At 51.5% G+C, this 14595-nt stretch carries 14 protein-coding genes; 8 read left to right on the top strand and 6 right to left on the bottom strand.

The features are described from left to right. Positions 1-17: 17 nt before the first annotated feature. Entirely contained in the window at positions 18-734 is a 717-nt protein-coding gene (gene pyrF / locus QQZ12_RS04570) for an orotidine-5'-phosphate decarboxylase (RefSeq protein ID WP_284724034.1), read from the top strand. Positions 735-747: 13 nt separating this feature from the next. Further along, the gene (gene pyrE / locus QQZ12_RS04565) at positions 748-1326 is read left to right on the top strand and encodes an orotate phosphoribosyltransferase (RefSeq protein ID WP_102992841.1); all 579 of its coding nucleotides are present in this window, start codon (positions 748-750) and stop codon (positions 1324-1326) included. 29 nt (positions 1327-1355) lie between these two features. On the opposite strand, the gene QQZ12_RS04560 is transcribed toward pyrE, so the two are convergent. The 5 genes from QQZ12_RS04560 to QQZ12_RS04540 all read right to left on the bottom strand — a co-directional run bounded on the left by QQZ12_RS04560 (position 1356) and on the right by QQZ12_RS04540 (position 4621). Then, a complete protein-coding gene (locus tag QQZ12_RS04560; protein ID WP_102992840.1) occupies positions 1356-1775 on the bottom strand; it encodes a GNAT family N-acetyltransferase in 420 nt (139 codons plus the stop codon). Positions 1776-1829: 54 nt separating this feature from the next. Further along, positions 1830-2024 carry an SdpI family protein gene (locus QQZ12_RS04555; protein WP_284724158.1) on the bottom strand — a complete coding sequence of 65 codons (195 nt, stop codon included), beginning with the start codon at positions 2022-2024 and terminating at the stop codon, positions 1830-1832. Continuing rightward, positions 1949-2476 carry a DUF1648 domain-containing protein gene (locus tag QQZ12_RS04550; RefSeq protein WP_284724033.1) on the bottom strand — a complete coding sequence of 176 codons (528 nt, stop codon included), beginning with the start codon at positions 2474-2476 and terminating at the stop codon, positions 1949-1951. Before QQZ12_RS04550 ends, QQZ12_RS04555 begins: the two co-directional genes overlap by 76 nt. Beyond that, on the bottom strand, positions 2473-2745 hold the full coding sequence (locus QQZ12_RS04545) for an autorepressor SdpR family transcription factor (protein ID WP_022736425.1): 273 nt from the start codon (positions 2743-2745) through the stop codon (positions 2473-2475). Before QQZ12_RS04545 ends, QQZ12_RS04550 begins: the two co-directional genes overlap by 4 nt. 139 nt (positions 2746-2884) lie before the next feature. Further along, positions 2885-4621 (bottom strand): Rqc2 family fibronectin-binding protein, encoded by a 1737-nt coding sequence (locus tag QQZ12_RS04540; RefSeq protein ID WP_102992838.1) that lies wholly within the window; start codon positions 4619-4621, stop codon positions 2885-2887. A gap of 95 nt (positions 4622-4716) precedes the next feature. Between QQZ12_RS04540 and QQZ12_RS04535 the strand changes: the two genes are divergently transcribed. Together QQZ12_RS04535 and dapF are read left to right on the top strand one after the other, a co-directional pair. Beyond that, positions 4717-7524, top strand: coding sequence for a calcium-translocating P-type ATPase, SERCA-type (locus tag QQZ12_RS04535; RefSeq protein ID WP_102993870.1), 2808 nt, complete (start codon positions 4717-4719; stop codon positions 7522-7524). An 18-nt stretch (positions 7525-7542) separates the two neighbouring features. Further along, positions 7543-8379 (top strand): diaminopimelate epimerase, encoded by an 837-nt coding sequence (dapF, locus tag QQZ12_RS04530; RefSeq protein WP_102992837.1) that lies wholly within the window; start codon positions 7543-7545, stop codon positions 8377-8379. Between the two features lie 55 nt (positions 8380-8434). Here dapF and QQZ12_RS04525 read toward each other — a convergent pair whose 3' ends face one another. Beyond that, entirely contained in the window at positions 8435-9121 is a 687-nt protein-coding gene (locus QQZ12_RS04525; protein ID WP_102992836.1) for a DUF3153 domain-containing protein, read from the bottom strand. A gap of 409 nt (positions 9122-9530) precedes the next feature. On the opposite strand from QQZ12_RS04525, the gene QQZ12_RS04520 reads away from it, so the two are divergent. The 4 genes from QQZ12_RS04520 (at position 9531) to QQZ12_RS04505 (ending at position 14507) form a co-directional block, all read left to right on the top strand. Continuing rightward, a complete protein-coding gene (locus tag QQZ12_RS04520; RefSeq protein WP_102992835.1) occupies positions 9531-10043 on the top strand; it encodes a GNAT family N-acetyltransferase in 513 nt (170 codons plus the stop codon). 182 nt (positions 10044-10225) lie between these two features. Continuing rightward, positions 10226-11578: a glucose-6-phosphate isomerase gene (locus tag QQZ12_RS04515; protein WP_102992834.1), complete on the top strand. Its 1353-nt coding sequence runs from the start codon at positions 10226-10228 to the stop codon at positions 11576-11578. A 237-nt stretch (positions 11579-11815) separates the two neighbouring features. Next, complete coding sequence (locus QQZ12_RS04510) at positions 11816-13021, top strand: ROK family transcriptional regulator (RefSeq protein WP_102992833.1); 1206 nt, start codon at positions 11816-11818, stop codon at positions 13019-13021. 412 nt (positions 13022-13433) lie between these two features. After that, positions 13434-14507: a M42 family metallopeptidase gene (locus QQZ12_RS04505; RefSeq protein WP_102992832.1), complete on the top strand. Its 1074-nt coding sequence runs from the start codon at positions 13434-13436 to the stop codon at positions 14505-14507. The last annotated feature ends 88 nt before the right edge of the window (positions 14508-14595 follow it).

Below are 14595 nucleotides of genomic sequence, written 5' to 3'. Positions count from 1 at the left end.
GAAAGGGGAGAGAGGACATGGTAGTGGACGAACGCATTTTCATCGCCTTGGATTTTCCGGGAGCGAATGAAGCGGAACGGCTGTTGGCACATTGGGCGGGCACAGCCAAGCCGGCCATCAAGGTGGGGTACCAACTGTTTTACGCGGTTGGCCCCCAGTGGGTGGCGGCCCGCAAAGAGGAAGGGTACACCGTTTTTTTGGATTTGAAATTGCATGATATCCCCAACACCGTCGCCAAAGGCGTGGAATCGGTCAGCAACTTGGGAGTTGACTTTCTCACTCTTCATGCCAGTGGCGGCCGAGCCATGATCACGGCGGCGCGGGAGATGGCTGAGAAGAAAAGCGGCGCGGGCGGACGCATGCGTTTGCTCAGCGTGACGCAACTAACTAGCACGGATCAAGCGATAATGAATCAGGAAATCGGCATTCCCGGTACGGTGAAGGAGTCTGTGACGCACTATGCGAAGTTGGCTTACGAAGCAGGAGCAGACGGGGTGATTTGTTCGGCGCATGAGGCTGGCGACGTGAAGGCTGTAACCGGCTCTCATTTCTTGGCGGTCACGCCGGGGATTCGCCCCGCCGGAGTGACCGCAGATGACCAAAAACGGATTATGACGCCAAACGGGGCTATCCAGCGGGGAGCGGACTACTTGGTGGTCGGGCGGGCGATCACCACGGCAGCTGACCCAAAGCGGGCTTATGAAGCAATTGTGGCAGAAATCAACCAAGGATAGGGAGAGGGTTTAGATGAGTTGGTCTTTGCAAGAAGCGATTGAACGGACAGGCGTATTGAAGCAGGGGCATTTCCTGCTTTCTTCTGGACGCCATAGCGCCCAATACATGCAATGTGCGCAACTGTTGCAATACCCTCATGACGCGGGCAAGGCAGGCGAAGCGATCGCGGAGCTGTTTCGCGACGAAGCAGTCGATGTTGTGGTCGGTCCGGCTCTGGGCGGGGTGATCATCGCCCATGAAGTGGCGAGGGCACTCGGTGTGCGATGCCTGTTCACGGAACGCAAAGAGGGTGTCATGGAAATGCGGCGCGGGTTTGCGGTGAAGCCAGGTGAACGCGTTTTGGTCATTGAAGATGTGGTGACAACGGGAGGGTCAGTCAAAGAAGTGATCGCCCTGCTGGAAGAAATGCAGGCGGAGGTTGTGGCGGTCGGCTCCATCGTGGACCGGACGGGCGGACACAATCCATTTGCCTGCCCGTACCGCGCCCTGACAGAAATTAAGATTGAGAGCTATACACCGGAAGAATGTCCGCTCTGCCGGGAAGGCATCCCCGTGGTCAAACCGGGTAGCCGCACCCCGGCCAAAGGATGAGAGGGTGGCAAAGGAGCGGCGAGCTGTTTTTAGGCCGGCGATGACAAATCGCTGGCTTTTTTGTGTTGAAACAGCCATGTGCCCGTGTCTTTGCGCGTATCCGTGCCACGGTCGGTAAGAAGGTCGCGGGCGCAGAGGAGATGGATGATTTCCACTTGCTCCAACCCCTTTAGCAAATGGTTGATCAACTTTTGACCGATGCGGGCTTGAGGATAGCGCTTGTCTACCACCACCTCTTTAATGTATGCACACAGGCGTCCAACCGTTACCGCCCGTGAGAAGCCGATCAGTTGCTGGTCTGCCCAGACCCCGACCGTAAGGCCTTCCTGGAGCATAAGTTCGGTCTGGGCGATGGTACGGGCATCGGCCGCGGCTTGCTGGTTGCAGAGGGACAAGATAGCGGCAGGGGAGATGGGGCGTTCATGATGAAAGGCGATTTGGATACTCATATAAATCCTCTCCTTATAAATTGATGAAATAGGGGGAAGGTAGCTCTTTCCTAGTTAAGCTCTGTTTTGTTTGTACAAACGATAGGAGTACCAGTAAATGATAGCCAAGCCGATGATAATGGCGGCAAACGGCAGGATGGATCTAAGCGGTACTGGCAAGAAGAGACTGATGATCATGAGCAAGCCGATGAAGAATAACACCTTGCCGCCAAACCGGTGGGTGAGTCGCCAATTGTCTTCGGACGTGATGGACCACGGTGTGCGGATGCCGAAAAAAACGTTTGTCGCACTTGCGGCAGGTAATTGCCTATCGCCATTAATAGAATGCCGATTAGCAATTGGAGTAGGAGAGGAATATTCACCGGATAACCCAAGGTCATCGCTAAGATGGATAAGAACACGGCGCACAAGATGACGGTGGAATACAAGAGTAGTATGGAATACGCTTTGCTATGCATGACATAACGGTCGCGGCGTGGGTCCCAGTTGGGCAGGAAGGTGAGTAACAGATTCATGCCCAAGGGTATGAGTCCGAATAGTAGCAGCATGTTTTTTGAACCGTATTTGTCGATTTGTCCTTTGACATTCCAGTGCATGGGCACCCGGTCTGGCAACAGGTCGTAGCAGTACAGGAAGACTCCCAACGTTACAAGGGCGATGGCCCAGGATAAGATAAGATATGGCTTGTGCAAATGCTTCATGGTGTTTCATTCCCCTTTCCGCTCACATTGATGAGCCATGTGATCACATCCTGAAACACGGTGGTGTTGAGGGAATACACGATGTATTGGCCTTTCTTCTCGGACATGACCAAGTCAGCGCTTTTCAGGATGTTCAGGTGGTTGCTGATTGATGGTTTAGAGATATCGAAGTGATCTGCGATTTCTCCTGCAGTCAGATCCCCTTTTTTCAGCAAATCCAAGATTTGACGGCGGGTGGGATCTGCCAATGCTTTAAAGACGGTGTTCACTTTTCACACTCCGTTAGATAATTAGATAATTAACTAAATAACTTATGATCTAACTATATCATGAGTGGAAAAATAAAACAAGAGAGGAAGGTGCCCAGTTTCTGCGCATAAATAAAGCCCCAGCCAACGTTTACGTTGGTTAGGGCTTGGCTTGCTTCATCTTGCTTTTTTCCGTTTGCAACAACTGTTTGATCATATCTTCGTCTGGTGTGACGTAAATGGTCTGCTGTTGTTCATAGATCACGAAGCCGGGCCGGGCGCCTGACGGTTTTTTCACATGCTTGATCAGGGTGAAGTCCACTGGCACCTGGCTGGATTCTCGCGCTTTGCTGTAGTAGGCAGCCAACATCGCCGCTTCCATCAGGGTTTCTTCGCTGACTGTTTTGGCACGGATCACCACATGGGAGCCGGGAATGTCTTTCGTATGCAACCAAGTGTCGGTCGCGCGAGCCAACTGGTGCGTCAGATAATCATTTTGCTTGTTGTTTTTTCCAATCAGAATGGTGGTGCCATCTGAGGCTTGAACGGCAAGCGGAGCCGGAACCTCTTTTTTCTTCCTCTGATTTTTTTTCGGTTGTGCTCTGAGCCAGCCTTCTTCCACCAACTCCTCACGGATCTGTTCGACGTCCCGCAGGGTTGAGTTTTCTAACTGCACCAACACTGACTCCAAGTAAGCTTTATCCTGCTTGGCTTTTTCGATTTGCTCTGCGTTCCATTTTTTAGCCGCTTTCAGCTTGTTGTATTTTTTGAAATAGCGTTGCGCGTTTTCGGCAGGGGTTAACAACGGGTCCAACGCGATGGTTGTTTCCGGCGCGCCCTCTTCATAATAGTTGGCTACGCGGACTTCCGTGTCACCCCGCTTGATTTGATGCATGTAAGAAGTGATCAGTTCCCCGCGGATGCGCCAAATGTCCGCTTGGTCGGCTGAGGCTAGTTCGTCCGTTAAAATGGTGATTTTCTTTTCGTGTTTGTCAATTTCGTTTTTTAATTTGCGGATCAAGTCGACGGTTTGTTGCCGCACTCGGTCTCGCTCCGCTTTGCCGTAAAAAAAGTGTTCCAAACATGCGCTCATCGTCGGGTAGCTTTTGGCCTCCCCTGCCACATGGGTCAACGGCCACAAAGAGAAGAAGCTCTTGTCGGCCGTTTTAGTGATGGTGGGTGCATACTGGTGTCTTCTAGCTTTGTCCATCACTTCGTCAAATGCGCGCCATAACTGGTCACGGGTAGCCATTCCAGCCATGTGGATGATTTCTTTGGCGATCAAAGGACCTAAGCCGGTGAACCGGGCCACCATCTGTTTGTCCAGGCGGCCGCTATTGTAATCGAAACCGGCAATAAATGCGTCCCGGCCGATGGATAACGGATCGGCCTTGTCTTGGGCCGGTGGGGCCACATAAACCGCGCCGGGGTAGATTTGGCGATGCTGGCTGACGGAGTGGCCAACCCGTTTGATTCCGTCGATAATCGTTTGGGTGGCGGGGTCGACCAAGATGATGTTGCTGTGTCTCCCCATGATCTCGATGATGAGACGCCGCGTCACTTCATCCCCTAATTCGTCGCGGGAACGGAAATCGAAATGGATAATCCGTTCCATGCCCACTTGTTTAATCGCTTCCACAATCCCACCTTCGCTATGTTTGCGCAGAAGCATGCAGAACATCGGCGGTTCCGGGGGATTTTCCTGTGGAATGTCCGTCAACTGCACCCGCGCGTATGCAGGATGTGCGGATAAGAGCAATTTATGGTTTTGTCCTTGCGAGCGGATGTGCAGTACCAATTCCGCTTCGCCCGGTTGATAAACTTTTGTGATCCGTCCACCAATCAATCCTTGTAATTCGTGCGTAATTGCATGCGTAACCAATCCATCAAATGACATGATTCGTTCATCCTTTTCTTTTTCATACCATTCATTGTAACACAAATTGCGGGAGAGCTTGCCAGGGTAACAAGGGGATGCCGCTTTTTTGTTTCATGTTTGCGTGCTTGTCTGAATACATTGTTCAAAGAAGAGTGGACAAAGGGGGAAGAACGTTGTCAGAACGAGCTCGTTGGGTGGATTGGGAAGTCGAGCGAGTGGCCGCTCATTTCAAAGTGGATCTTACAAGCGGACTCAGCGACAAAGAGGCCAAAGAGCGGTTGAAGCAAGTCGGTCCCAACCAGCTGGCTGAAGGGGAAAAAGCCTCCTGGTTGTCGTTGTTTATCGAGCAATTTAAAGATTTCATGGTGTTGGTGCTACTGATCGCCACGCTGATCTCGGGATTGCTGGGGGAATATACGGATGCGATTGCTATCATCGCCATTGTGCTCTTGAATGCTGTATTGGGTTTTATTCAGGAGATGCGCGCGGAAAAGTCGCTCAGCGCACTGAAAAAGCTGTCCGCGCCGACAGCGAAGGTGTTGCGTGAGGGAGAATGGAAGCGGGTGGATGCTTCTCAACTGGTGCCCGGCGATGTGATCATGTTAGAGAGCGGGGACCGTATCCCAGCGGATGTCCGGTTCGCGCAAGCGGAAGGCTTGTATGTGGAAGAGTCGGCGTTGACCGGTGAATCGGTGCCGGTGACCAAGCAGTCGGCCAGCTTGCCGCGCGCCGAAGTGGCATTGGGCGACCGTAAGAACATGGGGTACATGGGCACCATGGTAGTGCGTGGGAACGGCTTAGGGATTGTTGTTCACACTGGCATGGGGACAGAAATGGGGCGGATCGCGCACCTTTTGGAAAACACCGAGGCGATGGACACTCCGCTGAAACGACGGTTGGAGCAGTTGGGTAAAGTGCTGATCGTGGTCGCTTTGCTGTTGACGGCTTTAGTTGTGTTCACGGGCATTTTGCACGGCCATGATGCGTACAAGATGTTTTTGGCAGGGGTGTCGCTGGCAGTGGCCGCTATCCCTGAAGGATTGCCAGCGATTGTCACCATTGCGCTCGCACTTGGTGTGCAACGGATGATTAAACGGCGAGCGATTGTCAGAAAGCTGCCTTCTGTCGAAACCTTGGGTTGCGCCACGGTGATTTGTTCGGACAAGACGGGGACGCTGACGCAAAACAAGATGACCGTCACCCAGCTATGGGCGGATGGCAAACGGATACAGGTAAGCGGAAGCGGGTATGTACCAGAAGGGGAATTTCAAGCCGATGGCGCCATTGTGAAAGTGGAGAAGGAGCCCGCTTTGCGGCGGTTGCTAGAAGTAGCAGCTTTATGTAATAACGCTCAGCTGATGCAAAAAACAGAGAAAAATGGCTTGCTCAAGAAGTCGGAAGCGTGGGTGGTTAACGGTGATCCCACCGAAGGGGCGCTGTTGGTTGCGGCGGCCAAGGCGGGACTCGACAAAGAGCGCCTAGCTGGGGAATGGGAAAGGATCAAAGAGCTTCCCTTTGATTCGGAACGGAAGATGATGTCAGTCATTCTGGAGAACAAAAGCAAAGGGTGCGTGGTATTTAGCAAAGGTGCCCCCGATGTATTGCTGACAAAATGTACCCATCTGTTGGAGCAGGGACGCAAAGTGCCGCTGACTGACGCCAAGCGGGAGCAGATCCTGCGCCACAATGAGGAATTGGCAAGCATGGCTTTGCGCAATTTGGGCTTTGCTTACCGGGAATTGGATAGTCGGCACACCGTCCTGAAGGAAGGGCAATACGAGCAGCAGTTGGTTTTTGTCGGCTTGGCGGGGATGATCGACCCTCCACGCGCGGAAGTGAAAGAGGCGATCAACGTTTGCCGGAAAGCGGGGATCAAAACGGTGATGATCACAGGCGACCACCAGACTACGGCGGTGGCCATCGCGCGGGAATTGGGAATCAAGCGCCCGCAGGGTTTGACACTCACCGGACAAGATCTCTACAATATGAGTGATGATGAATTTCAAAAGAAAGTAAATGACGTCGATGTATATGCCCGCGTTTCGCCGGAACACAAATTGCGGATTGTGAAAGCATTGCAACAGGCGGGCCAAGTAGTGGCGATGACAGGGGATGGGGTGAACGACGCTCCGGCCATCAAATCGGCTGACATCGGTATCGCCATGGGCATAACCGGAACGGATGTCTCCAAAGAAGCTTCCTCCCTAATCCTGGCAGATGACAACTTTTCAACAATCGTGGCAGCGGTGGAGGAAGGGAGAAACATCTATGAAAACATCCGCAAATTTATCAGTTATTTGCTGGCGAGCAACGTCGGCGAGATTTTGATCATGTTTTTGGCCATGTTGGCCGGTTTACCCTTGCCGCTGGTGCCGATTCAGATCTTGTGGGTAAACTTGGTGACCGACGGCTTGCCCGCAATGGCGCTCGGTATCGACCCGGCAGAGGAAGACACAATGGTGCGTTCGCCGCGCAACAGCCGTGAAAGTGTATTTGCGCGCGGCGTGGGCTGGAAGATCGTGACGCGGGGGCTCTTGATCGGAGCGTGTTCATTGATGGCTTTTTGGGTTACTTACATGGAGACGCCGGACGATTTGGTGCGGGCGCAGACGGTCGCCTTCGCCACATTGGTGTTCGCCCAGCTGATCTATGTGTTTGATTGCCGTAGCCAAGGGACGATATTCCAACGCAATCCGCTGGACAATCTGCCGCTGGTGCTGGCGGTGTTGTCATCCGCCGTCCTGTTGTTGGTAGTGATTTATCATCCGCCGTTACAGCCCGTATTCCATACGGTTTCGCTCGGCGTGCGCGAGTGGATTTTGATTTTAGTTACATCGACGCTTCCTGTCATATTGGCGGGCATCCTTGATTTGCTCCGCCCCATGGCCAGACGAACTCAAAGAATGATGCACAGCTCTTGACCTGAGAGGAGAGACAGAATGAAGTTCACCAAGATGCATGGCTTGGGCAATGATTTCGTGGTGATTCACACGCCCTTCACCCCCGACTTCACCGAACTTGCCGCGTTGGCGCCGCGCATATGTGACCGCCACACCGGGGTGGGGGCGGATGGAATCGCCGTGTTGTACCCATCCTCTGTCGCCGACATCGCCATGAGGATTATTAACAGCGACGGTAGCATCGCCGAACAATGCGGAAATGCGATGCGATGCGTGGCCAGATATGTTTATGAGCGAATGAATGGTTTGCGGAAGCAGTTTACGATTGAGAGCAAGATCGGTGTGCAACCGGTTTGGATCGAAGCCGAAGCAGGCGTAGTTAGCCGGGTACGCATCGACATGGGACAACCGGTGTTGACGCCTCGGGAGATTCCGCTCCAGCTTCCAGGGGAATCTGCGGTTGAACAAACGCTTTCGGTTGAAGGGCGGTCGTTTGTTTATACAGCGGTCAGCATGGGCAATCCCCATATGGTGATCGCCGTGGAGGATGCTACCGCATTTCCAGTGGCAAAGTGGGGACCGTTGCTGGAGAAGCATCCGCTCTTTCCCAACAAAACCAATGTTGAATTTGTGACTTACCATTCTTCGGATGAAGCGACCATGCGGGTATGGGAACGGGGGGTAGGAATCACCCTAGCCTGCGGTTCCGGCGCTTGCGCCACCGTCGTGGCTGGTGCGCTGGCAGGGAAATGCGGGCGAAAGGTATTGGTGCACTTGCCCGCGGGGGACTTGTTCATTGAATGGTGCGAGGAAGATGATCGCGTATACATGACCGGACCAGCGTCGTTTGTATATGACGGAGTTTGGCTGGGCTGATGTTAACATGTGTAGGCACCCTTTTCTGGTGAAGAGGGTGCCTTTCGTTTTACGTTTAACTTTGGTGGAACGAATCGGACGGAGGGCCTTGCCGCCCGCTTTTCTTTTTGACGGCCCACCACACCGCGCCAACTAGGATAACCAAAATCAAAAGGGTGAGACCCCAGGCGATGAAGTTGGGGTATCTGACGTTCAAATGGATTGGTGTTACTTCACCGGGTACGATTTGCCAAGTGAGTGTTTTGCCATCTGCGCTGACTGTTGTGGCGTTATGTGTTTGGGGTTCAATAGGCAACGTCAGGATGAAACGCAGATCAGCACCATCATTCAGCAAGGGGAGGTTCAGGCCGTTCATGTCCACCTTGGTGTGCAGTTGCATCTGATGAAACCACAAGCCTTGCTGTTGCGTGAATTGCGGTACGTCCAATTTCAGGAGGGCAATAGGTGAAATCGTTTTAAACTCGGGGCCGGGTGGATGGGCTTTTAAGTTATTCACTTCCTTGCGAGCGATCCAACCCACCTTGTCGCCCTGTTTGATCTCCGTTAGACGGTAGCCGTATTGTTCCAAGCGTTCGCGCAATTGGGCAAATTGGGAGAGCAACAAGGGGTTTGTTTCCACTTTCAGTTCATAAACTCCCGAACCGTCGGAGTGAACTGTTAGGTGAAAATGCCCATTGACGCAACCGCTCAGCGTTAGCAAAAGCAAGCAAAGGCAACTGAGCGTAAGCAGTTTTCGATGCATGAATCCACCTTCTTTCAATTGGCAATATATTAAGCGTAGCCTCACTATATCTATTCGCCAGACACACCCTGCCTGTCAGTTTGCCTGCATACACTAGATGATACTAGAAATCAGCGGGTGGTGCATCCCTCCCACCAACTTGATTTGTCAGACACACCCTAGTTTATAGCATGGAATAATGCTACATTTAGATGAGCGAGGTTCTGAAAAGCTGAGACAGGGTAGGATAATAGATGGGATATTATTAGATTTTTTTTATTTTTCGGTTATCTCGTGGTTGGGCGGAACACCTGCATGCCCCAAGAGCTAAGCCGTTTTGTGGGGCAACCGTGCCCAAACGGTCTTCCACTCAAGGAGCGTGCGGGTGGTGTTCCAAAACAGCCGTCGGAGTTAACAGAAAGGAGCTATCATGCGATTTGATACAAAACGGGTCATGGTGATCCCGTTCACGGCAGAACGGATGAAACAGGCAATCCATGATAAGGAAAAGTTGGCTGAATCCCTTCATATTCACATTCCAGATGATTGGCCGCATCCCGATTTGGTGGAAGCATTGCCCATCGTGTATGAAAAAACGCGTTTGCAATCAAACGAAATGGTTTGGAATGCGTTGGCAATTGACAGAGAGACCAACAGCTTGATCGGGGATGTGGGATTCAAAGGGGGACCGGATGCTTCGGGTGCGGTCGACATCGGCTACAGCATTGTCCCTGCCTATCAGGGACGGGGCTATGCCACGGAAATCGCCCAAGCGGCTGTAGATTGGGTGAAACGGCAACCGGGGGTCAAACAGATCACCGCCAAGTGCGACATGGAGAACAAAGCGTCTGTGCGCGTGCTGGAGAAGTCGGGATTTGTCCAAGTTGGACAAGATGGAATCTGGTTGAAATGGATGTGGAAAAAGGCGAAACGGAACGAGTAAGAACCTCGTTTTGGTTCATCCTAAGACAAGGCGCACCGCTAATGGGCGCCCTGCTTTCATTGGTAACGGTTTCACCAAGCTTCGCGCCGGTTTTCGCTTTTGAAATTGGAAGATGATTAGGGTAAAATGTGTGATGATTTGGCAACTGTTGTTTTAGTAAATGAAAAATGGATGGTGAAAAAATGAATCTATTATCTTTCGACTATTCCAAAGCACGTTCTTTCATACAAGAACATGAAGTTAGCCAATTGGGTCCAGCGATTCACTTGGCGCATGACATGTTACATAACAAAACGGGTGCCGGAGCTGATTTCTTGGGATGGGTTGATTTGCCACGCGATTACGACCAAGAAGAGTTTGCCCGCATCAAACGGGCGGCCGCCAAAATCCAGTCCGACTCTGACGCCCTCGTCGTCATCGGCATCGGCGGTTCTTATCTGGGAGCGCGGGCAGCGATCGAGATGTTGACCCATACATTCTACAACCAGTTGCCGAGGGGCAAACGGAATACGCCGGAAATTTACTTTGTCGGCCATCACATCAGTTCGGTCTATGTGGCTGAGTTGCTGGAATTGTTGGAGGGCAAAGAGGTGAGTGTCAACGTCATTTCCAAATCAGGCACCACGACGGAACCCGCCATCGCTTTCCGCATCTTCCGCGAGTACTTGGAATCCCGCTACGGCAAGGAAGAAACGCGCCGCCGCATTTACGCCACAACGGACCGCGCCAAAGGGGCATTAAAGAAATTGGCTGAGGAAGAAGGGTATGAGAGCTTCGTCATTCCCGACGATGTAGGTGGGCGCTATTCCGTCCTGACCGCGGTGGGCCTGTTGCCGATCGCAGTGGCGGGCATTGACATTGACGCCATGATGGCCGGAGCACAAGCCGGTATGCAACTGTATGGAAACGCCGATTTGGAGCAGAATGAGGCTTATCAGTATGCAGCCGTGCGGAATGCGTTGTACCGCAAGGGCAAAACCACGGAGTTGCTGGTCAATTACGAGCCATCCCTGCAATATTTCAGCGAGTGGTGGAAACAGTTGTACGGTGAGAGCGAGGGCAAAGATTACAAAGGCATCTTTCCGGCTTCGGTCAACTTCACCACGGACTTGCATTCCATGGGTCAGTACATCCAAGAAGGCCTGCGCAACATCTTTGAAACGGTCGTTTTTGTGGAAAAATCGGCCAAAACGATGGTGATCAAAGAGGAAGCAGACAATCTTGACGGCCTGAACTACTTGGCAGGTAAAGATCTTGATTTTGTTAACACCAAAGCGTTTGAGGGAACCATGTTGGCCCACACCGACGGCGGGGTGCCCAATTTGGTAGTGAAAGTGAAAGAACTTTCCCCCTTTGCGTTTGGACAGTTGGTTTACTTCTTTGAAAAGGCCTGTGGCGTGAGCGGCTATTTGCTCGGTGTGAATCCGTTTGACCAACCAGGAGTGGAAGCGTACAAGAAAAACATGTTCGCTTTGCTGGGCAAACCTGGGTTTGAAGCAGAGCGCGAAGCGTTGTTACGCCGATTGGAGAAGTGATTTGTGAAACATGGCGGCTACCCTGCTGCCATGTTTTATTTTTGTGCGCGAGCTGGGTCTAATTGGCAAGATGGATTGGAAAGGGATTTTTTATTTTTTTGTCAAATAAAATATATGTTTTACTTGAATAAAAATATAGACAAATTTTCATTTTGCGCATAGTATGAACGTTGGTTAATAACCAATCCACATCGCGTGGAAGTCGCTCTGTTGATCCAGACTGAAAGGGGGAAGTGAATGCAGACGGGAAGTTTCCAGTGGATGAAATCATTGAATAAGTCGACAATTTTGAACATGGTCCGTGTGCATGGCCCCATCTCGCGGGCGGAAATCGCGAAGTTGACCAAGTTGACGCCACCAACCGTGACCAATATTGTCAATGAACTGTTGCAAGATGGCTTGATTGTGGAAAGCAATTTAGGTGAGTCGACAGGTGGACGTAAGCCGATCATGCTCCGCATCAATGCGTCCCGATTCTATGTGATCGGCGTGTACGCCCGTTTGGGAAGGTTGGATGCCGCAGTTGCTCACCTTGATGGCAAGATGGTTCACCAGTGTGCGCAGGAATTGCCCTTACAAATGGATCAAACAGCCTTCATTAAAGCGTTGCAAGCGATTGCGAAAGAGGCGTTGGCCATGGCTGAAGCAGATGGACAACCTGTGCTCGGCATTGGAGTGGGCGTACGCGGACTCGTCAATCCTCGTTTGGGAGAGTTGGTGTTCGCACCCCATTTTAATCTGAAACACGTACCGATCAAAACGATGTTGGAAGAGACTTGCCAGTTGCCGGTGGAAGTGGAGAATGATGTGCGGGCGATGGCTTTGGCGGAAAGCTGGTTCGGCCAAGGGAAAGAACTGGACAATTTTATCACCGTCTATGCCGGAGCTGGGATTGGCTCGGGCATCATCTTGAAAAATGAATTGTACCAGGGCGTCTCATATGGGGCCGGAGAGATCGGTCACACTACGATTGACATAGGCGGCCCATTATGCTGGTGCGGCAACAAAGGGTGCCTTGAGGCGCACGCGTCTACCCCGGCTCTCGTCAAGCGGGCCCGAAACATGATGGAAGGCGGCAGAAAGAGCGTTTTGCACGAGATGGTGCAGGGGAAGTTGTCCCAATTGACTGAAGAGCACCTTTTTGCGGCGCTCAAGCAGGGAGATGAGTTGGCTAGAGAAATATTCATTTATGCTGGGGAATGTTTGGGAATTGGCTTGGCGAACTTGATCAACATCTTCAATCCATTACGCATCATTGTCAATGGGAGCCTGACCCGTGCAGGCGCAAACTTGATGGAACCGCTCTCGCACACCGTAAAAAAACACGCGTTGTCCTCATCGGCGAACAATTTGTCGATCACGGTATCCGATTTGGGGAACCGGGCGGCATTAATCGGCGCATACACACAGGTGTTGCGCAAGATTTTCGCACCTGGTGCGTAGAATGTGATAAGTGGGACTAAAGGCTTGTGATGGTTACGCCCGCAAGCAGGTTCAAATAAGCGGGGAAGGTTGTGAATATTCTTATCATCGGTGGAACCTGTATGTTGGGGAAGCCGAGACGGGTGAGCGCGAACGAGCATGGGTAATGAATTGGAAAAAAGTAATTAAAAACAAAAGATAAACAAGAGATAAAAGAAAAAATAGATTGAATCATAGATAAAAATTATGAAATAATAAAAAGTATACTGTTTAGTATGCCGAAAGAGAGTGCTTCTGAGGTACATTACATAGGTGAATCTGAATCATTTTTTCAAAAACATACTTCGGCCCGGTGGGTCAACTTAGATGGGACAATGGCTGGACGTCTTGAAATTTGCCATCTGTCACTTGCGCACGACAAGGAGGAATCAATATGGACCGGTTGGAGCAATTGATGAAAGAGCTGAGTGAAGCGAATGGTGTGCCAGGGTTTGAACGGGATGTGCGCATCAAGATGGAACACCATCTAGCTCCTTTGTCCGAAGAGATTTTGCGTGACCGGATGGGCGGGATTGTAGCCAAAAAAACGGGAGATGCCAATGGCCCCCGCATTTTGCTGGCTGGCCATTTGGATGAAATCGGTTTTATGGTGACGCAAATCACAGACAAAGGTTTCTTGCGGTTTCAACAATTGGGCGGATGGTGGTCGCACAATGTGTTAGGCCATCGCGTGACTGTTCAGTCACGCAAAGGGGATTACGTCGGCATCATCGGTTCCAAAGCGCCACATGTGTTGGGTGCGGAGGAGAAGAACCGCTTGGTTGAATTAAAAGAGATGTTTATCGACGTGGGCGCAACGAGCAAGGAAGAAGTGGAAGAGATGGGAATCCGCTTAGGCGATCCCGTTGTGCCGGTGTCTGACTTTTTTTTGATGCGCGGCGGAAAATGGTGGTGCGGCAAGGCCTTGGACAACCGAGCTGGTTGCGCTTTGGCGATTGAAGTGTTGCGGGAACTACAGGGGCAAGATCATCCCAACACGGTTTATGCCGGCGCGACCGTACAAGAAGAAGTAGGTATGCGGGGGGCCTCTGCCTTGGCTCAGTTGGTGCGTCCAGATGTGGCGTTTGCGCTGGATGTTGGCCTGGCTTATGATACACCAGGGTTTGAGAACTATCCGGCCAAAGCCGATTTGGGGGAAGGCCCGACGATGTTTTTGTTGGATCATTTTATGATCGGCCATGGCAAGTTGCGGGATTTGGTGCTTGATACTGCCGAAGAACTGGGGATTCATGTGCAGATGGACGCGCTAATGGGTGGCGGAACCGACGGCGGCAAGTTTCATCTGCACGGCATCGGTTGCCCCACGGTGGCCATCGGCTTCCCAACCCGTTATGTACACAGCCACAACTCCGTGATGGCCAGGAGAGATTTTGAACAAGCGTTGCAATTGGTCACGGCTGTGGTGAAAAAGTTGGATAACAAACGATTGGAAGAGATTTGTTATTAAACCAAAATTTAAAATAATATAAAGCGGCTTTTTTTACTAAAAGGGGTTGAAAAACCCCTTTAATTTTTTTATGATAGTAATCACATTA

It is taken from the genome of Laceyella tengchongensis, assembly GCF_900182735.1.
In the GTDB taxonomy this organism is placed as follows: Bacteria; Bacillota; Bacilli; order Thermoactinomycetales; family Thermoactinomycetaceae; genus Laceyella; species Laceyella tengchongensis.
Note: the sequence above shows the minus strand (reverse complement) of the source record. Positions and strands in the feature narration are given on the sequence as shown.